This is a genomic window from Mesorhizobium sp. KACC 23794, from assembly GCF_052180275.1.
Classification (GTDB): domain Bacteria; phylum Pseudomonadota; class Alphaproteobacteria; order Rhizobiales; family Rhizobiaceae; genus Kumtagia.
In genome coordinates this window covers 3596805-3619547 of sequence record NZ_CP197465.1, presented here as the reverse complement: position 1 = coordinate 3619547, position 22743 = coordinate 3596805, and the positions used below count along the sequence as shown (strand labels likewise).

Below are 22743 nucleotides of genomic sequence, written 5' to 3'. Positions count from 1 at the left end.
TCAGACCAGTTCCACCTCGACCACGCCGGGCACGGCGCGCATCGCCGACGCCACCTGCGGCGAGATACGGTAGCCGCCGGGCAGCGACACCTCGACCTCGCCGCGCGCGTCATGCTTGAGCACGATGAAGCTGACCTGCCCGTCGCCCTTGACGCCGAGCTGGCCAGCCAGCGTGTTCAGCGGCGCGGCGTCGCGAACATAGATGCGTAGCGCCTTCTGCACGCGGCTCGCCTCGTCCTCCAGTGACTGCGCCGTCTGGATGCGCAGGTTGACGCCCTCCGGCCGATCTTCCGCCGCCACCGTCAGCACCACCGAACGGCCGGGCTCGAACAGGTCGCGATACTGCGCCAGCGTCTCGGAGAACATGACCGCCTCGTACTGGCCGGTCTGGTCGGAGAACATGACGACGCCCATCTTGTTGCCGGTGCGGGTTTTTCGCTCCTGCTTCGAGGTAACCGTGCCCGCGAGACGACCGGCGGTGGCGCCCTTCTTCACCGCGGCGGAGAATTCCGCCCAGTTCTGCACCCGCATCTTGACCAGCGCCGATTTGTATTCGTCGAGCGGATGCGCCGAGAGATAGAAGCCGACCGCCAGGAATTCCTTGTGCAGCCGTTCGGCCGCGAGCCACGGATCGACCGCCGGCAGATGCAGCTTCTGCTGGCGGCCGGCCGAATTGGCTCCGAACATGTCGATGATGCCAAGCGCGGCGTCTTCATGCGACCGCGACGCCAGGCCCATCATACGCTCTACCCCAGCCATCATCGCCGATCGGTCGTGGCCAAAGCAGTCCAGCGCACCGGCAAGGATCAGGCTTTCGAACACCCGCTTGCCGACGATCTTCGGATCGACGCGCTCGCAGAAATCCTCGAGATCGGCGAACGGCTTTTCCTTGCGCCTGGCGACGATGTGCTCGACCGCCGCGTCGCCGACGCCCTTGATGGCGGCCATCGCGTAGAAGATCCGGTTCTCCTCGACCTCGAAATTCCGGTACGAGGTTTTCACCGAAGGCGGGACCACGTCGATGCCAAGGCGCAGTGCGTCCTGGCGGAAATCCGCCAGCTTGTCGGTGTTGCCCATGTCGAGCGTCATCGACGCCGCCAGGAATTCGACCGGGTAGTGCGCCTTCAGATAGGCCGTCTGGTAGGAGACCACGGCGTAGGCGGCTGCGTGCGATTTGTTGAAGCCGTAGTCGGCGAATTTGGCCAGCAGGTCGAAGATGAAATCCGACTGCTGCTTGGACAGCCCGTTCTTGATCGCGCCCTCGACGAAGCGGGCGCGTTGCGCGTCCATCTCGGCGCGGATCTTCTTGCCCATGGCGCGGCGCAGCAGGTCGGCTTCGCCAAGCGAATAGCCGGACAGCTCCTGGGCGATCTGCATCACCTGTTCCTGGTAGACGATGACGCCTTGGGTCTCAGCCACCAGATGGTCGATCATCGGATGGATCGACGCGATCTCCTCTTCCTTGTGTTTTCGCGCATTGTAGGTGGGGATGTTCTCCATCGGCCCCGGCCGGTAGAGCGCCACCAGCGCGATGATGTCCTCGATGCGGTCCGGCTTCATGCCGATGAGGGCCTTGCGCATGCCCGCCGATTCCACCTGGAACACCCCGACGACCTCGCCACGCGACAGCATGTCGTAGGTCTTCTGGTCGTCCAGCGGCAGTTTTGCCAGGTCGATGTCGATGCCGCGCCGCCGGATCAGCTTCACCGCGGTTTCCAGCACGGTGAGCGTCTTCAGGCCGAGGAAGTCGAACTTGACCAGGCCGGCTTCTTCCACCAGCTTCATGTTGAACTGGGTGACCGGCATGTCGGAGCGCGGATCGCGGTACATCGGCACGAGCTCCGACAGCGCGCGGTCGCCGATGACGATGCCCGCCGCGTGCGTCGAGGCGTGGCGGTAGAGGCCTTCCAGCTTCTGCGCCATGTCGAGCAGCGTGCCGACGATCGGTTCCTTCTCCATCTCCTCGGCAAAGCGCGGTTCCGCCTCGATGGCATCCTTCAGCTTGACCGGGTTGGCAGGGTTCTGCGGCACCATCTTGCACAGCCGGTCGACCTGGCCGTAGGGCATCTGCAGCACCCGGCCGACGTCGCGCAGCACGGCGCGCGCCTGCAGCGATCCGAAGGTGATGATCTGGCCGACCTGGTCGCGGCCGTATTTCTGCTGGACGTAGCGGATCACCTCCTCGCGCCGGTCCTGGCAGAAGTCGATGTCGAAGTCGGGCATCGAGACGCGGTCGGGGTTGAGGAAGCGCTCGAACAGCAGCGAGAAGCGCAGCGGGTCGATGTCGGTAATGGTCAACGCGTAGGCGACCAGCGAGCCGGCGCCCGAGCCGCGTCCCGGTCCGACCGGGATGCCATGCGCCTTCGCCCATTTGATGAAGTCGGCCACGATCAGGAAGTAGCCGGGGAATTTCATGCGCTCGATGATGCCGAGCTCAAATTCCAGCCGCTCGCGATATTGCTCCTCGCTGTAGCCCTGCGTCAGGCCGGCGGTGTCGAAGCGCATCTGCAGCCCCTCGCGGGCCTGCCGGCGCAATTCCTCCACCTCGGCCTTCTCGGCATCGTCGCCGCTGCCGGTGAAGCGCGGCAGGATCGGCGAGCGCTTCTTCGGATAATAGGAACAGCGCATGGCGATCTCGACCGTGTTGTCGATCGCCTCGGGCAGATCGGCGAACAGCGCCGACATCTCGGCCTGGCTTCGCAGATGATTGTCCGGGGTGAGCCGCCGGCGGTCATCGGAGGCGACCACCGCACCCTCGGCGATCGCGATCAGCGCGTCATGCGCGTCGAAGTCGTCGCGCGCTGGAAAGAACGCCTCGTTGGTGGCCACCAGCGGCAGTTCATGCCGGTAGGCAAGATCGATGGTCGCGGCCTCGATGCGCTTGTCCCAGTTGCCGACGCGCTCCAGTTCGACGTAGAGCCGGTCGCCGAATATCTCCTTCAAACGAAGCAGCCGGTTCTCGGCGAGGTCGGCATGGTCGAACTTCAGCGCCGCGCCGACCGGTCCGCGCGGGCCGCCGGTCAGGCAGATCAGCCCGGGCGACAGTTCCTCCAGCCATTCTGTCGATATCCTGATTGCCTCGCCCGAAGGGCCGTCGAGATAGGCGCGGCTCACAAGCCTCACCAGATTGGCGTAGCCGTCGGCCGTGGCTGCAAGCACAACGACCGGATTATGCTCGATGCCGGCGCGCCGCTGCCCGCTGCCGCCCCGGCCGTCACTCGGCTCGCCGCTGAAGGCCAGGTCGAGCTGGCAACCGATTAGCGGCTGGACGCCTTCCTTGGTCGTCTTGTTGGCGAATTCCAGCGCACCGAACAAATTGTTGGTGTCGGCAATCGCGATCGCCGACGCCTTGTCCTTCTGGGCATGCGCGACGATCTTGCCGATCGGCAGCGCGCCTTCGAGCAGCGAATAGGCCGAATGGACACGCAGATGGATAAAGGGGCGCGCCAGCGCCGGCGCTTTCGCAGCGGGCGTCGGCGACGGCCCGGCTTCGGTTTTCAGCATGGCGCGCAGGATTGGGTCGCGCGGGGGTCTGTCGGCGGGCATGGCGTCTCGGCTGGCAGGACTCAAGTGTTCCCTATTGTCGCCCATTCGCCAGGTCGAGGCCAGCAGCAATGCAGCTTGCTGCACAGCCAGGCGCCGCCCTGCTCCCTCGCCTGCACCAATGAATTGTCTCTTCGTTCGCGCAATGCTGCATTGCAGCAAACACGCTTTTCACCTACAGGGAATCGGCCCATGCTGTGGGCCGATATTGACATCCTTGAGTCCTCCATGCCTCTGCCGATCCTTGCGCTCGCCGTTGCATCGTTCTGCATCGGCACTACCGAATTCGTGATCATGGGTCTGCTGCCGGAAGTGGCGGCCGACCTTGGCGTATCGATCCCCGCGGCGGGGTTGCTCGTCACCGGCTATGCACTCGGCGTGGTCGTCGGCGCCCCGGTGATCGCGCTGGCGACAGCCCGAATGCGCCGAAAACTTGTGCTGGTCGGCTTGGCCTCGCTGTTCGTCATCGGCAATCTTCTGTGTGCCATCGCACCGAACTACTGGATGCTCATGGCGGCGCGCGTTGTCACCGCCTTCGGCCATGGCGCCTTCTTCGGCATCGGCTCAGTCGTGGCGGCAAGCCTGGTGCCGAAGAACCAGCAGGCAAGCGCCATGGCGATGCTGTTCGCCGGGCTGACGCTCGCCAATATTCTGGGCGTGCCGGCCGGCACGGCGCTCGGCGAAGCTTTCGGCTGGCGCTCGACCTTTCTGGCCGTGGTGGTCATCGGCATCATATCGGTCGCCGCGATTTCGTGGCTGGTCCCGAACAATGTCGCGCCGCCGACCGGCAGCGGCATCGCCGGCGAGATCCGCGTGCTTGGCCGGCTGCAGGTCTGGCTGGCGATGCTGATCTCGGCGCTGGCTTCCGGCGCATTGTTCGCCGTCTTCACCTACATCAAACCGATCCTCACCGACGTCACCGGCGTGTCCGTCCCCGCCGTCACCTGGATCCTGCTTCTGTTCGGCGGCGGCATGACGGTCGGCAACATCATCGGCGGGAAGCTGGCGGACTGGCGGATGATGCCCACCATCATAGGCTCGCTGGTGGCCCTGGTGGCGATGTTCCTCATCCTCCATGAGGTCGGCCCCCTGCCCTATGTCGTCATCCCGATGGTCTTCCTGTGGGGCGCCCTGACCTTCCTGCCGATACCTGCCCTGCAGCTTCGCGTCGTCGAAAGCGCTTCCGGCGCACCCAACCTCGCCGCGACGCTGAACCAGGGCGCTTTCAACATGGGCAATGCGGCCGGCGCCTGGATCGGCGGTTCGGCGCTGTCGCTGGGCGTATCCTATGCCAGCTTGCCGCTGGTCGGGTCGGCCATCGTCATGATGGCTTTGGCCGTGGCGTTCGCCTCCCTGCTTATCGAGCGCAACTGCCGCGAACCTATCGCCGGTACGTCAACGATCGGGTAACCATAGGCGGGCCACAATTCTCGTGGAAGGACTTCCGGAACGAATCGCGAACTGGTATCGCGACCGCCGAAACTCTGCGAGTATCCCGACAAACCCCGAATCAACTGCCTGACAATTTCATGGACGAAACAACCGACCTCTTCTCCAAAATCGAGGGACAGCCGGCGCCGCGCCCGTCCAAGCCGGTCGACCCGCTTGTCGCCGCGGCTCGCAAGACGCCCGTCTCCAAGGATGGCAGCGAGGGCTATGACGCCAGCCACATAGAGGTGCTGGAGGGTCTCGAGCCGGTGCGCCGTCGTCCGGGCATGTATATCGGCGGCACCGACGAAAAGGCGCTGCACCATCTCTTCGCCGAGGTCATCGACAATTCGATGGACGAAGCGGTGGCCGGCCATGCCACGTTCATCGAGGTCGAGCTTTCCGCCGATGGTTTTCTGACCGTCACCGACAACGGCCGCGGTATTCCCGTCGATCCGCATCCGAAATTCCCGAACAAGTCGGCGCTCGAAGTCATCATGTGCACGCTGCACGCGGGCGGAAAATTCGACTCGAAGGTCTATGAGACCTCCGGCGGCCTGCACGGCGTCGGCGTGTCGGTGGTCAACGCGCTCTCCGATCTGCTGGAAGTGGAGGTTGCGCGCGGCCGAAAACTCTACCGCCAGCGCTTTTCGCGCGGCGTGCCGCAGGGCGGGCTGGAACCGCTGGGCGACGTGCAGAACCGGCGCGGCACAAAGATTCGCTTCCATCCCGACGCCGATATTTTTGGCAAGGGCGCGAAGTTCGAACCGGCGCGGATATACCGCATGGCGCGCTCGAAGGCCTATCTGTTCGGGGGCGTCGAGATTCGCTGGTCCTGCGCGCCGGAACTGATCGCCGACAAGGACAAGACCCCGGACAAGGCGGTCTTCCACTTCCCGGGCGGGCTGAAGGACTATCTCATTGCGTCGCTCGGCGACGAATTCCAGGTCACCCGCGAGGTTTTCGCCGGAAAGACCGACAAGCCCGGCGGCCATGGCGGCGTCGAATGGGCGGTCACCTGGTACGGCGGCGACGGCTTCATCAACTCCTACTGCAACACCATCCCGACCGGCGAAGGCGGCACGCATGAGGCCGGCTTCCGCGCCGTGCTGACGCGCGGGTTGAAGGCCTATGCCGACCTGACCGGCAACAAGCGCGCCGCCGTGGTGACGCCGGAAGACGTGATGATCTCGGCCGCCGGCATGCTGTCGGTGTTCATCCGCGAGCCGGAATTCGTCGGCCAGACCAAGGACCGGCTGGCGACGGTCGAAGCCATCCGCATCGTCGAGAGCGCTGTGCGCGACGCCTTCGACCACTGGCTGGCCGACAATCCGCAGGAAGCGACGAAACTCCTCGACTGGGTGATCGCGCGCGCCGACGAGCGGGTGCGGCGGCGGCAGGAGAAGGAGGTCAGCCGCAAGAGCGCTGTGCGCAAGCTGCGCCTGCCCGGAAAACTCGCCGACTGCACGCAGAACGCCACGCAAGGCGCGGAGATCTTCATCGTCGAGGGCGATTCCGCCGGCGGCTCGGCAAAACAGGCGCGCGACCGCGCCAGCCAGGCGGTACTGCCGCTGCGGGGAAAAATCCTCAACGTCGCCAGCGCCGGCAACGACAAGCTCGCCGCCAACCAGCAGATCTCCGACCTGATCCAGGCGCTGGGCTGCGGCACGCGCTCAAGATATCGCGACGAGGACCTGCGCTACGACCGCGTGATCATCATGACCGACGCCGACGTCGATGGGGCCCATATCGCCTCGCTGCTGATCACCTTCTTCTACCAGGAGATGCCGCAGTTGATCCGCGACCGGCATCTGTTCCTCGCCGTGCCGCCGCTCTATTCGATCCGCCAGGGCGGCAAGGTCGCCTATGCCCGCAACGACGCCCACAAGGACGAGTTGCTGAAGACCGAGTTCACCGGGCGCGGGAAGGTAGAGATCGGGCGCTTCAAGGGTCTCGGCGAGATGATGGCGGCGCAGCTCAAGGAAACGACGATGGACAAGCGCAAGCGCACGCTGCTGCGCGTGGACGTGCTTGACGACGCGGAGACGACCAAGGCCGCGGTCGATTCGCTGATGGGCACCAAGGCCGACGCCCGGTTCCGATTCATCCAGGAACGGGCGGAATTCGCCGAAACGGAAGAGCTGGATATCTGACGAGGCGTGCTGTCCGCGTCGAACGGCGCATCGTTCGGGGCTCCTGCTAACCGGCGTTGCCAGAGTTCCAATACCCTGCAGACTTGGGATAAGAACGGCATTTCTGCTCGCAGGCGACCGGGATCCCCAATGGTGTCGTGGTTGTGGACCGTCCTGAAATCGCTGCTGATCGTTGCCGTCCTCGGCTATCTGGCGATCGTCGCCGCCATGTATTTCTGGCAGCGGTCGCTGCTTTTTCCCGGCGCGACCGGCGAGTGGATGCCGAATGACGCGCCGTGGGGCGAATGGGTGCGGATCGACACGCCCGACGGCGAAAGGCTGGCCGCGCTGCATCGGCCCGCGCAGCCGGGAAAACCGACGCTGCTGCTCTTTCCCGGAAACGGCGACAACATCATCCACTACAGTTTCCTCGCCGACGTCTTCGCCGCAGAAGGTCTTGGTCTTCTGGCATTTTCCTATCGCGGCTATCCAGGATCGAGCGGCTCGCCATCCGAAACCGGCCTGCTGCTCGACGGGCTTGCGGCATTCGACTGGCTTGCCGCCAAGAAGGCCGGCCCGATCATCCTGCTTGGCCGCTCGCTCGGAAGCGGCGTCGCGGTGAACACAGCCTTGGAACGCAAGGTTGCTGCGCTCGTGCTGGTGTCGCCCTACGATTCCATTTCAGCCGTGGCGCAACAACACTACCCGTATGTGCCGGTGAAATGGCTGCTCAAGGACAGTTTCCGTTCCAATCTCAGGATCGCGCGGGTCGACACGCCGAAACTGTTCCTGCATGGCGAGATCGACGGCCTGATACCGCTATCGTCGGGTGAACGGCTGTTTTTGCTGGCGAGCGAACCCAAGATTTTCAGGGTTCAGCACGGGCGGGGGCACAACGACATCTGGTCGGCGGCGCTGATCACCAACGTTGTAGCGTTCACTGATGCGCTGCCGGCGGGAAATCCAACGGAATGATCGAAACAACAAGGTGAGTTTGGTTCCCTGCGGTTTAGCCAATCTGACGGACGGCCCTACGCAGCAACGATGTGAATGCTCCACCGCCTAAGAGGCGGTGGCTTCGGGTTACGGCTCAAAGCCGGATCGGTCCGCCGTCGGCGGACGCGGCATTCACTCACGTCACGTTGAACTCGTCATCGGGCTCGGGTGGCATCTGGTTCTTAATGTACTCCATCCACATCTCGTCCGTGACGTTGCCGCTCGTCGTCACCCAATAGCCCCGCGCCCACAGATGCTGACCCCAGTAGCGCTTGCGCAATATCCCGAACTCACTCAGCAACTTGTGCGAACTGCGCCCTTTCAGGTGCTGCACGGCGCGCGATACAGACAGGCGCGGCGGGATCGACAACAGCATATGCACATGGTCACGGTTGATCGACCCGGCGTGAATGACCATCTCGTGCGCTCGCGCAGTCTCCCGTAGCAATTCTCGGCAGCGGTTGCCGACATCACCGCCAAGCACCGCGTAGCGGTACTTCGTCACCCACACCAGATGATACTTACAGTCCCAAGCTGTGTGGCTGCCACGCTTGTACGCTTCCATAAAGCCAATCTACACAGGATGCGACTCAATCCCAGCTGAACCGCGCCGGGTTTGCCGGAGGCTCCAAACCTTGAGAAGGTGGAGCCATCATGAGCAAGACGACGAACAGGTTTTCTCCCGAAGTGCGCGCCCGCGCGGTGCGCATGGTTTTGGACCACGAAAGCGAGCATTCATCACGCTGGGCAGCGGTGTCCTCGATCGCGGCAAAGATCGGCTGCACGGCGCAGTCGCTCAATGGATGGGTGAAGAAGGCTGAGGTGGACAGCGGCGTGCGCGCCGGCCTTCCCACCGAGGTCGCCGAGAAGCTGAAGGCTCTGGAGCGGGAGAACCGGGAGCTGCGTCAGGCCAACGAGATCCTGCGCAAGGCGAGCGCTTATTTTGCGATGGCGGAGCTCGACCGCCGGTTCAAGCCATGATCGCGTTCATCGACGATCACCGCGAGGCGCATGGGGTCGAGCCGATCTGCAAGGTGCTGCCGATCGCCCCGTCGACCTACCACGACCATGTCGCCAAGCGGCGCGATCCCTCCCGGCTGTCGGCGCGGGCGAAGCGGGATGAGGAACTCAAGATCGAGGTGCGGCGCGTGTTCGAGGAGAACTTCCGCGTCTACGGCGTGCGCAAGGTCTGGCGGCAGCTCAGGCGGGAAGGCTTCGACGTCGCCCGCTGCGCCGTCTCGCGGCTGATGCGGGAAATGGGCCTCGAAGGGGCGATCCGCGGCAAGCCGGTGAAGACGACGATCAGCGACAGGACCGCGCCCTGTCCGCTGGATCAGGTCAATCGCCAGTTCCACGCGCAGGCGCCGAACAGGCTGTGGGTCTCCGACTTCACCTATGTCGCGACCTGGGCCGGCTTCGTCTACGTAGTAGCCTTCGTCATCGACGCCTATGCCCGCCGGATCGTCGGCTGGCGGGCGAGCCGATCGGCGCATGCCGGCTTCGTCCTCGATGCTCTGGAGCAGGCGCTTCATGACCGGCGTCCGCTCCATGGCGGCGGCCTGGTTCACCACAGCGACAGGGGCAGCCAATACGTGTCGATCAAATACACCGAGCGCCTGGCCGAGGCCGGTGTCGAGCCATCGGTCGGCAGCGTCGGCGATTCCTATGACAACGCGCTGGCCGAGACGATCAACGGACTCTACAAGGCCGAGGTCATTCACCGGCGCGGGCCGTGGCGCTCCTTCGAGGTCGTCGAGTTCGCGACGCTGGAATGGGTGGACTGGTTCAACAATCGCCGGCTGCTGGAGCCCATCGGCAACATCCCGCCGGCCGAAGCCGAGGCACGCTACTACGCCATGCTGGACAAACCAGCCATGGCGGCGTGACTCAAACCAAACGGCCTCCGGCAAACCCGGCGCGGTTCACGACTCAATCCCAGCCGCCTAAAGGCGTGGGGTTTCCTGATCCCCTATCGGGGACTCTAAAAACGCTCCCTCTGGCTCACACTGAAGCGCCTTGCAAAATGGTACTATATTATAGTACCATCCATACGGTGAAGAAACGTCATCGCGCCACGCTGGAACTGATATTCGCCCGACCGGCAAGCGGTTCGGTTCGCTGGGGAGATGTCGAAGCTCTTTTTGTGGCGCTCGGCGCGGAGGTCAGCGAACGGGAAGGCTCGCGAGTCGGCGTCGTCCTCTTTGGCGAAGTGCGCGTTTTCCATCGTCCGCACCCGTCACCGGATACCGACAAGGGGGCAGTTGCGAGCATACGAAAATGGCTGGACGAACACGGAGTAAGGCCATGATGAACATCATCGAGATCGACGGAGAGAAGGCGGTTGTCGCCTACGATCCCGACATTCAGAAATTCAGGGGAGAGTTTATCGGCCTGAATGGAGGCGCGGACTTTTACGCGGATAGCGTGACAGATCTGGTCGCCGAGGGCCGGAAATCGCTCTCATTCTTCTTCGATCTCTGCAAGGAGAAGGGCATTGAGCCCCGCCGGCGTTTTTCAGGGCGTTTCAATGTCCGCCTCGACCCTGCCGACCACGCCACTGCCGCGATGGCAGCGGCGGCAGAAGGCAAGAGCCTGAATGAGTGGGTCGCCGGGGCAATCAAAGATGCGGCGGTGGCATCCCAATAAAACGCCCCCACCGCCTCGTCGGAAGTGTTGTCGCCACGGGCGTGACTCCGGAATAATCTACGAACTCAGGTTGGAAACGCGCCCCGACAGCCTTGATCTGGGTCTGCTTTGTCGGGTGTTTTCAAGGAAACTCGATGATTTCCGCGCAAGGCAGGAACAGAACCCGATTGGGCAGGCTCCTCACGCGGCCGCGATCGCCAACGCATGGCCGCGTGCATTCTCGCGCAGCACGTCCAAATGGATCGACTTCAGCAGGCCCGCCAGTTCGCCTTGTGCGTTCGGCCCGCCGAGTTCCCTGAGCATCAGCCACGACACTTCCTGGACACCGGCGACCTGCTTGCCCCTGGCCACCTCGCGCCAGACTTTCAGCGCGCGCATGATCACGTTGTGGGTCCCAGTGCCGAGGCCGGCGCCGCGCATCAAGGCCGAGACGGCGCCGTCGCCGCCACCCAACAGCAGCGACCGCACCCGGTGTTCCGCCTGGCCGGTCAGCGCCACCATGGCCGAGCCGAAGAAATCGATCTTGCCGTGCGCCACGGCGCGGATGAGGAACGAGGCGGTCAGGTCGCCGCGCAGCCGCAGATGTTCGATCAGCGCGCCGTGCTCGTCCGCCCGGGTGCCCTCGATTACCGTGATCGACGCCTTTACGCAGGCGTCGCGCATCACCCTTTCGGCGCGTGCCTGACCCATCAGCGCACGGACCAGCGGCGCACGGCTCAGCGCCTCGCCGAGCTTGACCAAAAGCATGTGGCGGCAATCGGATGGCAGCCGGCCATCGGCGATCATCGCCTCGCGCACCGAGGGCATGTCGCCAAAACGCTCGGCGATACGACGGAAGCTGATGGAGGCGATGTCGGCGCCCGGATTGGCGAACAGGGCCAGGCAGGCGTCAGGCTCGCCGACCTCGGCCAGCGCGGCCGACACCGACATGGAAACGGCGGAGCGTTGCGCGATCAGGATCTGAGTGGCGTTCGAGCCAGAGGCGACACGGTCGATCAGGTCGAGATCGGTGATCAGCGGCGAACGGCCGATGATCAGGCTTGCCACCTCCGGCTGGTCGGAGGCCAGCGCGCTGATGATCTGCAACGGCGCATGGCGGCTCATCGACAGCGCCTCGGCCAACGCCAGCCGCACCTTCCACGACGGATCGTCGAGCAGCAGCGTCAATGCGGCTTCCGCGGCGCAACGGTCCTCCAGGGCGAACTGGTTTTCGACGAAGGCCCGCGCCAGCAGTCCGGCCGCATAGGCCCTTTCGGAGACACGCGCCGTGTGGACCCATTTCAGGAATTGCGACACGATCATACAGCCTACCCGTTGCCCCGAAGACTCGATACTTGCCCCGCGTCAACCGTAGGCAGAAATGGTTTACGAAGCGTTCACCATGTTTTTTAATGGCTTACGGGCAGGCAGCGGCGGCTTCTCCTGACAGTGCCGGCCGTGCAACCCAGGCTGGGGACAGGGTCCCTGCCACGAAGATCGCGCGGACCCGTCTCCTGCTTTCGCGGCTTGCGGGCAGCCGCCTAGCGGATTAGCAAGGTTGCCGGACAGGAGGGTCGCATGGCGGGTTTGTATCTGGAGGACTGCCGGCCGGGACTGGTGATCCGGCATCAGTTGAGGAAAAGCGTGACCGAGAGTGACAACATGCTGTTCTCGGCCATGACGCTCAACCCGCAGCCGCTGCATATCGACTTCGACTTCGCGGCGAAGAGCGAATGGGGCAAGCCGCTGGTCAATTCGCTGTTCACGCTCGGCCTGATGATCGGCATCTCGGTGCATGACACGACGCTCGGCACGCTTGTCGGCAATCTCGGCATGACCGAGACAGTGTTTCCCCACCCGCTGTTTCACGGCGACACGGTGAGGGTCGAGACCGAGATCAAGACGGTGCGGGAATCGAGATCCAGGCCGGACAGGGGCATCGTCGAGATGGAGCACCGTGCATACAATCAGAACGACGTGCTGGTGGCGCGCTGCCTGCGCCAGACGATGCTGCTGAAAAGGCCTGCCTGATGCGCTCGCTGCTGTTTGTCCCGGGGGATTCGGAGCGCAAGCTGGAAAAGGGTTTCTCGTCGGCCGCCGACGTATTGCTGATCGACCTTGAGGATTCTGTCTCGCCGCAGAACAAGGCGGCTGCGCGGACGCTGGCCGCCGATGTGATCCGCAGCCGGCGTGGCGAGACGAAGGCCGCGATCTATGTGCGCGTCAACGACTTCGCGTCTGGCCTGCTGGACGACGATCTGCGGGCGGTGATTTCGGCAAGGCCGGACGGCATCATGCTGCCCAAGGCGGACGGACTTGCCGATATCGAGCGGCTGTCGGCAAAACTGCGCGTGCGGGAGGCCGAAAACGGCCTGCCCGACGGGGCGATCCGCATCCTGCCGATCATCTCCGAAACCGCCGCCGGCGTGTTCGGCGCGAGCACCTACGGCCGCGGCAATCCGCGCCTGTCCGGTGTCACCTGGGGCGCGGAGGACCTGTCAGCGGCGATCGGCGCGCGCGCCACACGCGACGAAAACGGCCGCTACACCGACCTCTTCCGGCTCGCCCGCTCGTTCACGCTGCTGGCGGCATCAGCCGCCGAGACGGCGGCGATCGACACGGTGTTCGTCAATTTTCGCGATTCTGACGGCCTGCGGAGCGAATGCCTGGAGGCCGAACGCGACGGCTTTACGGGCAAGATGGCGATACACCCCGACCAGGTGGCTGTCATCAACGAGGCATTCACGCCCTCGCCCGAGGCGCTGTCCGAAGCGCGCATGGTGATCGAAGCCTTCGCCGCCGCCGGCAACCCCGGCGTGGTCGGGATCGGCGGAAAGATGTTCGACCGCCCGCATCTCCGCCGCGCCGAGCGGCTGCTGGCGCGGGTGAAGATCGGCTGAACCGTTGGCGGAACGAAAGGGCGGCTCTCGGCAACCTTCGTCCTGCCACAACTCAGGCCGTTGCTACCGCCCCTGCATGATCCGAATGACCTTGCTGCTGTCGGCTGTCGGCTGACTGAGCTTCAGGTAGTCTGCATAAGTAATCCGTCCCGCGGCAGTGGCGTTCCACAGCCGTGTGCAGTAAGTCGCCGGGAAATTGGACAGCCCGATATTGAGCATTACCGAGTCATTCTTCTTCTCCGAAAGCGGCCTCGCCTTCTGACGCACCATGCATTCGGAGATCGCTTGCCGCTTCGCTGCGGGGCTTCCCCCAATCGTCGCCTGCATATTGTTGAACTGGCCCTCCGTCAGCGTACAGCCGGCAATCATGGCCACGCCGAGAAAAACGGCGCAAGAACGAAATGCGGTCTTCATAGTTACCCCCACAAAACCCGCTCTATACTTAAAATGTAAGAACGGTTCTGTATAGGGTATGGATGGATGCCGTAAGGTCAGCCCTCTTCCCATTTCGGGCGCCGCATCGAAAATGTCTCATCGACCCGCGCGTAGTCCAGATATCCGAGGCGGGCGACATTGCCGGCCTTGGCTGTGTCGAACATGCCGTCGGTCAGATAGGCGTCATCGATGAACACGCCGACGACCTGGCCGACCACCACGGAGACATCCGAAACCCCGTCGAGCGTCCTGGGATGGATCACCTCGGTCACCTTGCATTCCAGTGCGGCCGGCGCGCCGGCGACGCGTGGCGGCTTGACCAGCCGCGACGGCGCCGGCTTCAACCTGGCATAATCGAACTCGTTGACGCCTCGGGGCGCATTCACAGAGGTGCGGTTCATGTGTTCCGCCAGGTCGCGGCCGACCAGATTGGCGACGAACTCACCGGTCTCCTGCGCAAAGGTCGCGCTATCCTTGTTGCCCTCCGACGAGAACCACACCAGATAAGGCCGCGACGAAAACGCGTTGAAGAAGGAATAGGGCGCGAGGTTGACCTGCCCGGCCTTGCTCAGCGTCGAGATCCAGCCGATCGGCCGCGGCGCGACGATCGCCTTGAACGGATCGTGCGGCAGCCCATGGCCATTCGAGGGCTCGTAGAACACCGCCTATTCCTTCCAGGGACCGGAATAATCCGCATAGAGTTTCGAAACGTCGGGGCGAGGACGCTCGGGCGCGGGACCGGCATAGTTGCCGATATGGACGAAGCCGATGACCCTCTCGTGCGGCGCGAGACCGAGCAGGGTTCGGCCCTCCGGCACTTCCGAATACCAATTGCTGATCCAGTTGGCACCGTAGCCGAGACCACCGGCGGCGACCAGCAGGCTCATCGCCGCAGCACCTCCCGACAGGAACATCTCCCATTCCGGGATCTTCATGTTGGGTTTCGGGCTCGAAACCACGCCGATGACGAGCGGGGCGCGCGAAAACCGCTCGCGCTCCTTCTGCTTGCGGCCTTCCGGCTGCGGCCCCTCGACCTTGTCGACCAGTTCGGCCAGCGCCTCGCCGATCCGGTGGCGGACGTCGCCGCGATAGAGGATGAAGCGCCAGGGCTCCAGCCTGCCATGGTCGGGAATGCGTGTGGCGATCTTAAGCATCAGCGCGATCTCGTCGTCGGTCGGGCCGGGACCTTTCAGTTCGTGGATGGGGGCAGAGCCGCGGGCGAGCATGAAGTCGATGATCGGCGACGCCATATCTTTTTCTTTCTTTCGGGTTTTCTGGCTGGGCACGTCGCGAACGGCGGCTCTGGCTGCGCCGGCGGGCGCGGAGTGGTTTATCTTGCTTCAGTCGGGTCCAGCCGAAAAATCGCGGCTGGCGAAACCGGAACGTTCATTCAGATATGTGAGCATCGGCAATACGGCAAGCCGCCGCCTGCGGGCAAGCGTCGCCTGAAGCTTGCGTCCCTGTCTTGAAATTGCCACCGCCTTGGGCTTCATGGCAAACCATGACCGTGCGAACACTACGCAACCTGCTCCTTGCTTTCGGCGTTGCCGCCCTGACCGTCGCGCCGGGCATCGGCACCGCGCAGGAACTTGGCGACCGGCTGAAGAAACTCGAACTGCCCGGCCTGTCGACCTACGCGCCGGCGCAAAACACCTCGCCACTGGCGACCGCCGGTCTCGGCCGCATCACGCTGGCCGCGCAATTGATCAACGACGGCGGCGACATCACGCGCGGGCTGGTCTGGCGCATCTTCGAGACCGAGCCTGGCGCCGATGGCAAGCTGCGCCTCGTCGCCTCGGCCAAGGGGGGCACGCAGTCCTTCGACCTGACGCCCGGGCAATATCTGGTCCACGCCTCCTATGGCCGCGCCGGCGCCACCAAGCGAATATCGGTCGGCGCCGATGCCAAGCGGGAAGCCTTCGTGCTCGACGCTGGCGGGCTGAAGCTCGACGCGGAAAATTCCGGTGGGCTGGGCATCCCTTCCGACAAGCTGCGTTTTTCGATCTATGAGGCGGAGGCAAAACCGGGCAGCGGAGAGCGCGCCCTGATCCTTCCCGACGTCAGCCCCAACACCGTCATCCGGCTGAATGCCGGCGTCTACCACGTCGTTTCCACCTACGGGAACGTCAACGCCGTCATCCGCTCCGACATCAAGGTCGAGGCCGGAAAGCTGACCGAGGCGACGGTCGAGCACCGCGCGGCCGAAATGACGATGAAACTGGTGCGGCAGGCCGGTGGCGAGGCGATCGCCGACACGTCGTGGTCGGTACAGACCAATTCCGGCGACCCCGTGCGCGAAAGCGTCGGCGCCTTCGCCTCCATGGTGCTGGCGGAGGGCGACTACACCATCGTCGCCAAGAATCGCGACCACATCTACCAGCGCGACTTCACCGTGGAAGCCGGGAATAACGCCGAAGTCGAGGTCATCGCCGACGAAAGCACGCCGACGGCGGTCGAGGGCGCCGATTGACGGCTAGGGCCTGTTGAGATTCAGGTCAGGGCGAGGCGAAAATGGCGCTTTTTGAGAACCGGAGCGGAGTGTACGTGGAGATACATGAGCACCGGAAGCGCAGAAAAGTGCCATTTGCAGCCCGCTCTGACCTGAATATCAACAGGCCCTAGGCCGCCGAACGCGTTTCCTCTCGGCGGCGCCCCATGCGGACGAGACGCAGTCTTGCCGGAGGCGCGGCGGTTTCAGCCGGCTTCAGATCGCGCACCGCCTCCTGCAGCCGCCCGAGCAACAGCTTTCGATCACGCAACGGCTCCAATGACGCCCATGGCATGACGGCGCCGATCCGTGCCTCGATGGATTTTCCGCAGAGCCGCGCGAATTCGCGCACCAGCAACGACAGCCTGAGCGTCAGCGACAAATTGCCGACAAACCGTGCAATCTTGCCGTCCCGCTCGGCCAGGTTCATGTATTTGCTGACCAGATGGAACAGGCGGCCGTTCTGCCCCTCGAAATGGATAGGGATGACCGAAGCCTTCGCATCCTGAACGAGACGAGCGACAAAGATCTTCCACGGCAGGTCCTGGGCGCGGCCGAGAACTTTTGGTGCCGTCGCCACACCGCCGGCCGGAAAGATCACCACCGTCACGCCTTCCTTCAGCAGGCGGACCGCCTCGTGGCGAACGGCGAGATTGTTCCTCAGCGCCTCCTTGGTCTCGGAAAAATCGACCGGCAGCGCATAAGGCTCCATCTCGGGGATCTTCAGAAGGTCCGCGGCGATCATCACCCGAAACGGCCGGTCCAATTTTTCGGCCAACGACAGGATGGCGATGCCGTCGCCAATGCCGAACGGATGGTTGGCGATCATCACCAGCGGCGTATCTGGGAGCCGCTCCGGCGGCCAAACCGCGTCGTGGCGGACCTCGACGTCTATGAGTTCGAGCAGCCGCGCGAAGCACCGCCGGCTGCCGCGCTGCACCTCAGTCCGCCAGATGGCATAGAGAGCGGCATAACGCTTGCGGCCGGACAAGCCTTCGACAGCCCGGATGATCCAGCGCTTCAGCCGCGGCTGAGCCTCGTTGGAATAGGACAGTTCCGGGAAGTCGTCCCGACTCTTCGATCGCGCGGTCTTCATTACGACCGGGCTACGGCAAGCCGATGACAGTCGTATGAAGGACAAGAAGACGCGCCCGCAAACGGGCGCGTCTTCGACGTTTCAGGCCGCTTCGGCGATCGTTTCAGCGCGGCGGCGATCCGGCGCGACCGCTTCGGCCGACAGCGACGCGACGGCCTCGTCCAGCGACATCGACTGCTGGTCACGCGAGCCCAGGCGGCGCATGTTCACGGTGCCCTCCTCCGCCTCGCGTTTTCCGCAGACGAGGATGACCGGCACCTTGGCAAGGCTGTGTTCGCGCACCTTGTAGTTGATCTTCTCGTTGCGCAGATCCGCCACCGCCGAGAGGCCAGCCCGCTTCAGCCGTGCCACCACCTTCTCGGCGTAGTCGTCGGCATCCGAGGTGATCGTCGCCACAACCACCTGCTGCGGTGCGAACCACAGCGGGAAATGGCCGGCATAGTTCTCGATCAGGATGCCGAGGAAACGCTCCATCGAGCCGCAGATGGCACGGTGGATCATCACCGGCTGCTTCTTCTCCGAATCGGAGCCGATGTAGAAGGCGCCGAACCGCTCCGGCAGGTTGAAGTCGACCTGCGTGGTGCCGCACTGCCACTCGCGGCCGATCGCGTCCTTCAGCACATATTCGAATTTAGGCCCGTAGAAGGCGCCCTCGCCCGGGTTGATCGACGTTTTTATCTTGCCGCCCGACTGCGCCTCGATGGTCTTGAGCACACTGCCCATGATCTCCTCGGCATGATCCCAGGCAGCATCCGTGCCGACGCGCTTTTCCGGTCGCGTCGACAGTTTCACCTGGATCTCGGTGAACCCGAAATCGGCGTAGGTCGTGAGGATCAGGTCGTTGATCTTGAGGCACTCGTCCGCAAGCTGCTCTTCCGTGCAGAAGATGTGCGCGTCGTCCTGCGTGAAGCCGCGCACCCGCATCAGCCCATGCAGCGCTCCGGACGGTTCGTAGCGGTGAACGGCACCGAATTCCGCAAGCTTTATCGGCAGATCGCGGTACGACTTCAGGCCGTGCTTGAAGATCTGGACATGGCCCGGGCAGTTCATCGGTTTCAGCGCGAACACACGGTCGTCGTCTGTGTCGTCGCCGGCCACCGTCACCTTGAACATCGCGTCGCGATACCAGCCCCAGTGGCCGGAAGTCTCCCACAGGCTCTTGTCCAGCACCTGCGGCGCGTTCACTTCCTCGTAGTCGAGGTCGTTCAGCCGCCGGCGCATATAGGCGACAAGGTTCTGGAACATCTTCCAGCCCTTTGAGTGCCAGAACACGACACCCGGCCCTTCCTCCTGGAAATGGAACAAATCCATCTCGCGACCGAGCTTGCGGTGGTCGCGCTTCTCCGCCTCCTCCAGCATGGTGATGTAGGCGTCGAGCTCGGCCTGGTCCGCCCAGGCGGTGCCGTAGATGCGCGTCAGCATCGGGTTGTTCGAGTCGCCGCGCCAATAGGCGCCGGCCACCTTCATCAGCTTGAAGGCGTTGCCGATCTGGCCCGTCGAGGCCATGTGCGGGCCGCGGCAGAGGTCGAACCAGTCGCCCTGATAGTAGATCTTCAGATCCTGGTCGTCCGGAATGGCGTCGATCAGTTCGACCTTGTAGGCCTCGCCCTTGTCGCGAAAAACTTTTCGCGCATGGTCGCGATCCCACACCTGCTTGGTGAAGGGCCTGTTGCGCGCGATGATCTCGCGCATCTTCTTCTCGATGACCGGAAAGTCTTCCGGCGTGAACGGCTCGTTGCGGGCGAAGTCGTAATAGAACCCGTTCTCGATCACCGGGCCGATGGTCACCTGCGTGCCCGGCCACAGTTCCTGCACGGCCTCTGCCAGCACGTGGGCGGCGTCGTGGCGGATCAATTCCAGCGCGCGCGGGCTTTCCCGCGTCACGATCTCGATCTTGCCGGAACGGCCAAGCGGATCGCTGAGGTCGCGCAATTCGCCGTCGAGCGCATAAGCCACCGCCTTCTTGGCGAGCGACTTCGAGATCGATTCCGCCAATGCGAGGCCTGTCGTCGCCGCGTCATAATCGCGGACGGAGCCATCGGGGAATGAAAGGGAAACGTTGGACATGACTTGCTCCTGCTATCCAGTCCCGCAAACGAGCGCGGGTGGGGAAATGCCGGAAGACCCGGCAGGAGCGGTCTTTTAGTGACGCAAGGCCGCAACGTAAAGCACGATGCTCCATGATTCTCGAAGGTCGTCGCCATGTTCCTCCTGAAACGCAGCGTCAAACGCAAACCGGAAATGCAATGGGCGCTGGGCGACCGGCAGTTCTTCGCCTGCGGTGCCTGCCATATTCTTGCATATGCGTTTCACGAAAAATATTCCGGCGCGGGATTTGACGCCGTCTGGATCAAGCCAGGCCCCGGCCAGATCGGCAATCATGTGATCGCCACCGACGGCAAACTCGCTTTCGACTACCACGGCTTTTCGGCATGGCCGCATCTGCTGTTCCACAGCGTGCGCAAGGCAGAGCGGCTGATGCCCGGCTGGTCGCACACACTGGTGCCGTTGCCACCAGAAGTCCTGATATCTGAGGCGAAATCGCGAACGATCGACGGCCTTTGGCTGCGTGGCCCCGAGCAATTTCTGCACGACGCGCTGCCGCGTGCTCGCGCATACGTCGACCGTTTCGAGCCGCCCGCCCGGCTGACGGCAACTGGTTAGCGAGAAGGCGCCGCCGGCTCCAACGACGCGACCACACGCCAGATGTCGGCCGGCATGAACGGCTTCTCCACCACCGGCGCTCCGCTCTGCGCCAGGAAGCGGCCGGCGGCCGGCCCGAGCGTGTCGCCAGTCACGAAGACGATGCGCTCGGTCAGTTCCGGCCGGTTCTCCGCAAGCCAGCGATAGAAGGCCGGGCCGTCCGTGTCGGGCATGCGGATGTCGCAGAGGATCAGGTCGCATGGTCCATCACCAAGCTGTGCGCGCGCTTCCCCGCCATTGGCGGCCAAGGCACACTGGTAGCCGCGCCGTTCCAGGATCTCGGCAAGTGTCCGGGCTATCTCGGGCTCGTCGTCGACCACCAGCGCATGCCGCTTCCTGACCCGCGTGACTGCCGGCGCTGGAGCCTCGTCCGTTGCCGCCTGCGAGGTGGCGCCGCCGTGCGGAAGCCGCAACTCGAAATGAGCCCCGCCGAGCGGGCTGCCATCCAGCAGCCGCAATGTACCTCCATGGGCCTCGGCCAGTCCCCTTGATACAGCCAGACCTATGCCGGTGCCCTCGCCCACAGTCTTGGTGGTGAAGAATGGGTCGAACACCCGGCTGCGTATGGTTTCCGGAATCCCTGGGCCATTATCGGCGATGGTGATCCACAACTGATCGGCACTTACGTCCTGACCGGCCGAGATCAGGATCCTGCGTGAGCCTTCCCTGGTCTCAAGTGCTTGCTGCGCATTCACCACCAGGTTGAGCAGCACTTGATGCAACTGGTCTGGGTCGGCCCCGATCGCCGGCAATTCAGCGGGAATGCTGGTTTCGACCTCTATCCCAGCTGTGCGTAAGCCATAGGCGAGCAGCTCGAGCACTTGCGCGACGACTTCGCGGAGATGGATTTCCCGCCGTTCGGCCTTGCGCTGCCGGGCGATGGCCAGGAAGCTTCGCACGACACGCGCGCAGCGTTCGGCGGCCTGCTCGATGGTCTTCGCCCGGCGTTCGATCTCGCGAGCACTCTCCGGAACAGGCCCCGCGAATCCGTCGCACAGCATCGTGGCCTGGCCAAGCACCACGGCCAGCGGATTGTTCAGTTCATGGGCGACACCTGCAAGCAGCGAGCCGAGCGCAGCCATTTTTTCAGACTGGAACAGGCTCTCGCGCTGGCGTTCGATCTCGGCCTCGGCGGCCTTGCGGCCGGACAGGTCGCGCAGATGCGCGGTGAACAGCCGCCTCTCGGGCAGCCGCACCTCGGTAATGGTGAGTTCGACCGGCACGGTGCTGCCGTCCCGCCGCATGGCCTCGAGTTCCAGCCTGCGCCCCAGCACGCGCGGAATGCCGGTGCGCATGTAGCGTTCCATCCCGTCCGTATGGAGTTGCCGCATGGCGGGAGGGATGATGAGTTCGGCCAATGAGCGTCCGACCGCCTCATCCCGCGAATAGCCGAAAGTGCTCTGCGCCGCCGGGTTGAATTCCACCACCCGCCCATCTTCGTCGGAAACGACGATGCAGTCGAGCGAGGAGGCGATTACCGCCGCGCTGACGGCTTCCGTTTCCTGAAGATCGCGGAAGCGCTTGGTGAGGCTGGCAAGTTCTGGCAACTCCCAGGGCGCTGAACCGCTCATCCGTCCTCGCCTATGCCGGTGAAGATGTAGCCGGCGCCACGCACCGTCTTGATCACCTGCGGCTGGGCCGGATTGCGTTCAACGCGCCGACGCAGCCTGGTGATGCGAATGTCGACCGCACGGCTGTCGCCGGCCGCCTCCGCACCGATGGCGGCACCGAGTTTCTCACGCGTCAGCACCCGGTTCGGGTGGCGCGCGAAGATTGAGAGAAGCGCGAAGTCGGCTTCGCTGAGCTTGTCGCGGCTGCCGTCGGGGCCAATCAGGGCGCGGCCCGCATCGTCCAGCACCATCATGCCGAACCGCGGACCTTCGACCGGCGCTCGCCCGGGCTCTGCAGCGGACGGTGCGATCTGCGTCGATACCGTCAACGGCCGGCGCAGCACTGCGCGGACACGCGCAAGCAGTTCCCTGAGATTGAAGGGTTTGGCGACATAATCGTCCGCCCCGATTTCAAGCCCGACGACGCGATCGATGACCTCGTTGGCGGCGGTCAGCATGATGATGCGTACAGGCGGACCGCCACGCAGCCGCCGTGCCACCGAGAACCCGTCTTCGCCCGGCATGTTGACGTCGAGCAGGATCAGGTCGGCTGCTTCCCGCGCCAGTTCACGGTCGAGCGCGGCGCCGTTGAGTACGGTGCGGATCGCGTAGCCCGAACGGCCAAGGAACTCGGCCAGCATGGCGCCGATTTCCGGTTCGTCGTCCACCGCAATGATGCGCCCCTTTGCGTCCATACCCCTTCCCGTCTGCCCTGATTCCTGCATATCCGCTCCCGGCGGGCCCGGCAACTCGGGCTTCATACAAAAGCAACGGGCCGGCCCTCCTG

21 protein-coding genes and 1 other annotated feature are annotated in these 22743 nt (G+C 64.1%); of the genes, 11 read left to right on the top strand and 10 right to left on the bottom strand.

Features of this window, described 5'->3' with window-relative positions; all coding sequences use genetic code 11:
* Positions 1 to 3546 carry a DNA polymerase III subunit alpha gene (dnaE, locus tag ACSBOB_RS17695; protein ID WP_442577417.1) on the bottom strand — a complete coding sequence of 1182 codons (3546 nt, stop codon included), beginning with the start codon at positions 3544 to 3546 and terminating at the stop codon, positions 1 to 3.
* Between the two features lie 225 nt (positions 3547 to 3771).
* Between dnaE and ACSBOB_RS17690 the strand changes: the two genes are divergently transcribed.
* From ACSBOB_RS17690 to ACSBOB_RS17680, 3 genes are all read left to right on the top strand, one after another.
* Positions 3772 to 4953, top strand: a complete 1182-nt coding sequence (locus ACSBOB_RS17690) for an MFS transporter (protein ID WP_442577416.1) — start codon at positions 3772 to 3774, stop codon at positions 4951 to 4953.
* A 119-nt stretch (positions 4954 to 5072) separates the two neighbouring features.
* A complete protein-coding gene (gene parE, locus ACSBOB_RS17685) occupies positions 5073 to 7124 on the top strand; it encodes a DNA topoisomerase IV subunit B (protein WP_442577415.1) in 2052 nt (683 codons plus the stop codon).
* A gap of 129 nt (positions 7125 to 7253) precedes the next feature.
* The gene (locus ACSBOB_RS17680; RefSeq protein ID WP_442577414.1) at positions 7254 to 8078 is read left to right on the top strand and encodes an alpha/beta hydrolase; all 825 of its coding nucleotides are present in this window, start codon (positions 7254 to 7256) and stop codon (positions 8076 to 8078) included.
* 157 nt (positions 8079 to 8235) lie between these two features.
* Here the strand turns inward: ACSBOB_RS17680 and tnpA are convergent, their stop codons facing one another.
* Positions 8236 to 8664: an IS200/IS605 family transposase gene (gene tnpA, locus ACSBOB_RS17675; RefSeq protein WP_442577413.1), complete on the bottom strand. Its 429-nt coding sequence runs from the start codon at positions 8662 to 8664 to the stop codon at positions 8236 to 8238.
* An 89-nt stretch (positions 8665 to 8753) separates the two neighbouring features.
* Between tnpA and ACSBOB_RS17670 the strand changes: the two genes are divergently transcribed.
* The 3 genes from ACSBOB_RS17670 to ACSBOB_RS17660 all read left to right on the top strand — a co-directional run bounded on the left by ACSBOB_RS17670 (position 8754) and on the right by ACSBOB_RS17660 (position 10745).
* A protein-coding gene (locus ACSBOB_RS17670) for an IS3 family transposase (RefSeq protein WP_442577412.1) occupies positions 8754 to 9985 on the top strand; the annotation gives its coding sequence in 2 pieces (ribosomal slippage) (positions 8754 to 9042 and positions 9042 to 9985; 1233 coding nt in all).
* Positions 9035 to 9151, top strand: a sequence feature (AL1L pseudoknot). (Overlaps the previous gene by 117 nt.)
* The gene (locus ACSBOB_RS17665; protein ID WP_442577411.1) at positions 9871 to 10407 is read left to right on the top strand and encodes a type II toxin-antitoxin system HicA family toxin; all 537 of its coding nucleotides are present in this window, start codon (positions 9871 to 9873) and stop codon (positions 10405 to 10407) included. The genes ACSBOB_RS17670 and ACSBOB_RS17665 overlap by 115 nt, the downstream gene beginning before the upstream one ends.
* Positions 10404 to 10745: a type II toxin-antitoxin system HicB family antitoxin gene (locus ACSBOB_RS17660; protein ID WP_442577410.1), complete on the top strand. Its 342-nt coding sequence runs from the start codon at positions 10404 to 10406 to the stop codon at positions 10743 to 10745. The genes ACSBOB_RS17665 and ACSBOB_RS17660 overlap by 4 nt, the downstream gene beginning before the upstream one ends.
* Before the next feature lie 180 nt (positions 10746 to 10925).
* Here ACSBOB_RS17660 and ACSBOB_RS17655 read toward each other — a convergent pair whose 3' ends face one another.
* The gene (locus ACSBOB_RS17655) at positions 10926 to 12047 is read right to left on the bottom strand and encodes a DUF2336 domain-containing protein (protein ID WP_442577409.1); all 1122 of its coding nucleotides are present in this window, start codon (positions 12045 to 12047) and stop codon (positions 10926 to 10928) included.
* A gap of 255 nt (positions 12048 to 12302) precedes the next feature.
* Between ACSBOB_RS17655 and ACSBOB_RS17650 the strand changes: the two genes are divergently transcribed.
* Positions 12303 to 12755 carry a MaoC family dehydratase gene (locus ACSBOB_RS17650; protein WP_442577408.1) on the top strand — a complete coding sequence of 151 codons (453 nt, stop codon included), beginning with the start codon at positions 12303 to 12305 and terminating at the stop codon, positions 12753 to 12755.
* Positions 12755 to 13624 (top strand): HpcH/HpaI aldolase/citrate lyase family protein, encoded by an 870-nt coding sequence (locus ACSBOB_RS17645; RefSeq protein WP_442577407.1) that lies wholly within the window; start codon positions 12755 to 12757, stop codon positions 13622 to 13624. Before ACSBOB_RS17650 ends, ACSBOB_RS17645 begins: the two co-directional genes overlap by 1 nt.
* A gap of 63 nt (positions 13625 to 13687) precedes the next feature.
* On the opposite strand, the gene ACSBOB_RS17640 is transcribed toward ACSBOB_RS17645, so the two are convergent.
* From ACSBOB_RS17640 to ACSBOB_RS17630, 3 genes are all read right to left on the bottom strand, one after another.
* Positions 13688 to 14038 (bottom strand): hypothetical protein, encoded by a 351-nt coding sequence (locus tag ACSBOB_RS17640; RefSeq protein ID WP_442577406.1) that lies wholly within the window; start codon positions 14036 to 14038, stop codon positions 13688 to 13690.
* A gap of 77 nt (positions 14039 to 14115) precedes the next feature.
* Positions 14116 to 14721 carry a flavin reductase family protein gene (locus ACSBOB_RS17635; RefSeq protein ID WP_442577405.1) on the bottom strand — a complete coding sequence of 202 codons (606 nt, stop codon included), beginning with the start codon at positions 14719 to 14721 and terminating at the stop codon, positions 14116 to 14118.
* A gap of 3 nt (positions 14722 to 14724) precedes the next feature.
* On the bottom strand, positions 14725 to 15309 hold the full coding sequence (locus ACSBOB_RS17630) for a nitroreductase family protein (protein WP_442577404.1): 585 nt from the start codon (positions 15307 to 15309) through the stop codon (positions 14725 to 14727).
* On the opposite strand from ACSBOB_RS17630, the gene ACSBOB_RS17625 reads away from it, so the two are divergent.
* The gene (locus ACSBOB_RS17625; protein ID WP_442577403.1) at positions 15293 to 15508 is read left to right on the top strand and encodes a hypothetical protein; all 216 of its coding nucleotides are present in this window, start codon (positions 15293 to 15295) and stop codon (positions 15506 to 15508) included. The two genes, ACSBOB_RS17630 and ACSBOB_RS17625, sit on opposite strands and share 17 nt — an antisense overlap.
* A gap of 52 nt (positions 15509 to 15560) precedes the next feature.
* The gene (locus ACSBOB_RS17620) at positions 15561 to 16529 is read left to right on the top strand and encodes a hypothetical protein (protein WP_442577402.1); all 969 of its coding nucleotides are present in this window, start codon (positions 15561 to 15563) and stop codon (positions 16527 to 16529) included.
* 148 nt (positions 16530 to 16677) lie between these two features.
* Here the strand turns inward: ACSBOB_RS17620 and ACSBOB_RS17615 are convergent, their stop codons facing one another.
* Together ACSBOB_RS17615 and thrS are read right to left on the bottom strand one after the other, a co-directional pair.
* Positions 16678 to 17643 (bottom strand): 1-acyl-sn-glycerol-3-phosphate acyltransferase, encoded by a 966-nt coding sequence (locus tag ACSBOB_RS17615; RefSeq protein WP_442577401.1) that lies wholly within the window; start codon positions 17641 to 17643, stop codon positions 16678 to 16680.
* Between the two features lie 81 nt (positions 17644 to 17724).
* The gene (gene thrS, locus ACSBOB_RS17610) at positions 17725 to 19710 is read right to left on the bottom strand and encodes a threonine--tRNA ligase (protein WP_442577400.1); all 1986 of its coding nucleotides are present in this window, start codon (positions 19708 to 19710) and stop codon (positions 17725 to 17727) included.
* Between the two features lie 135 nt (positions 19711 to 19845).
* On the opposite strand from thrS, the gene ACSBOB_RS17605 reads away from it, so the two are divergent.
* A complete protein-coding gene (locus ACSBOB_RS17605; protein ID WP_442577399.1) occupies positions 19846 to 20307 on the top strand; it encodes a hypothetical protein in 462 nt (153 codons plus the stop codon).
* On the opposite strand, the gene ACSBOB_RS17600 is transcribed toward ACSBOB_RS17605, so the two are convergent.
* A complete protein-coding gene (locus ACSBOB_RS17600) occupies positions 20304 to 21917 on the bottom strand; it encodes a hybrid sensor histidine kinase/response regulator (RefSeq protein WP_442577398.1) in 1614 nt (537 codons plus the stop codon). The two genes, ACSBOB_RS17605 and ACSBOB_RS17600, sit on opposite strands and share 4 nt — an antisense overlap.
* Complete coding sequence (locus tag ACSBOB_RS17595; RefSeq protein WP_442577397.1) at positions 21914 to 22651, bottom strand: response regulator; 738 nt, start codon at positions 22649 to 22651, stop codon at positions 21914 to 21916. Before ACSBOB_RS17595 ends, ACSBOB_RS17600 begins: the two co-directional genes overlap by 4 nt.
* Positions 22652 to 22743: the final 92 nt, after the last annotated feature.

Coding starts and splice junctions, on each gene's coding strand:
- ACSBOB_RS17690 (WP_442577416.1), top strand. CDS start 3,772: ATGCCTCTGCCGATCCTTGCGCTCGCCGTTGCATCGTTCTGCATCGGC.
- ACSBOB_RS17620 (WP_442577402.1), top strand. CDS start 15,561: ATGACCGTGCGAACACTACGCAACCTGCTCCTTGCTTTCGGCGTTGCC.
- ACSBOB_RS17650 (WP_442577408.1), top strand. CDS start 12,303: ATGGCGGGTTTGTATCTGGAGGACTGCCGGCCGGGACTGGTGATCCGG.
- thrS (WP_442577400.1), bottom strand. CDS start 19,710: ATGTCCAACGTTTCCCTTTCATTCCCCGATGGCTCCGTCCGCGATTAT.
- ACSBOB_RS17665 (WP_442577411.1), top strand. CDS start 9,871: ATGGGTGGACTGGTTCAACAATCGCCGGCTGCTGGAGCCCATCGGCAA.
- ACSBOB_RS17595 (WP_442577397.1), bottom strand. CDS start 22,651: ATGGACGCAAAGGGGCGCATCATTGCGGTGGACGACGAACCGGAAATC.
- parE (WP_442577415.1), top strand. CDS start 5,073: ATGGACGAAACAACCGACCTCTTCTCCAAAATCGAGGGACAGCCGGCG.
- ACSBOB_RS17605 (WP_442577399.1), top strand. CDS start 19,846: ATGTTCCTCCTGAAACGCAGCGTCAAACGCAAACCGGAAATGCAATGG.
- dnaE (WP_442577417.1), bottom strand. CDS start 3,546: ATGCCCGCCGACAGACCCCCGCGCGACCCAATCCTGCGCGCCATGCTG.
- ACSBOB_RS17625 (WP_442577403.1), top strand. CDS start 15,293: ATGATCGGCGACGCCATATCTTTTTCTTTCTTTCGGGTTTTCTGGCTG.
- ACSBOB_RS17660 (WP_442577410.1), top strand. CDS start 10,404: ATGATGAACATCATCGAGATCGACGGAGAGAAGGCGGTTGTCGCCTAC.
- ACSBOB_RS17615 (WP_442577401.1), bottom strand. CDS start 17,643: ATGAAGACCGCGCGATCGAAGAGTCGGGACGACTTCCCGGAACTGTCC.
- ACSBOB_RS17645 (WP_442577407.1), top strand. CDS start 12,755: ATGCGCTCGCTGCTGTTTGTCCCGGGGGATTCGGAGCGCAAGCTGGAA.
- ACSBOB_RS17680 (WP_442577414.1), top strand. CDS start 7,254: ATGGTGTCGTGGTTGTGGACCGTCCTGAAATCGCTGCTGATCGTTGCC.
- ACSBOB_RS17630 (WP_442577404.1), bottom strand. CDS start 15,309: ATGGCGTCGCCGATCATCGACTTCATGCTCGCCCGCGGCTCTGCCCCC.
- tnpA (WP_442577413.1), bottom strand. CDS start 8,664: ATGGAAGCGTACAAGCGTGGCAGCCACACAGCTTGGGACTGTAAGTAT.
- ACSBOB_RS17600 (WP_442577398.1), bottom strand. CDS start 21,917: ATGAGCGGTTCAGCGCCCTGGGAGTTGCCAGAACTTGCCAGCCTCACC.
- ACSBOB_RS17655 (WP_442577409.1), bottom strand. CDS start 12,047: ATGATCGTGTCGCAATTCCTGAAATGGGTCCACACGGCGCGTGTCTCC.
- ACSBOB_RS17640 (WP_442577406.1), bottom strand. CDS start 14,038: ATGAAGACCGCATTTCGTTCTTGCGCCGTTTTTCTCGGCGTGGCCATG.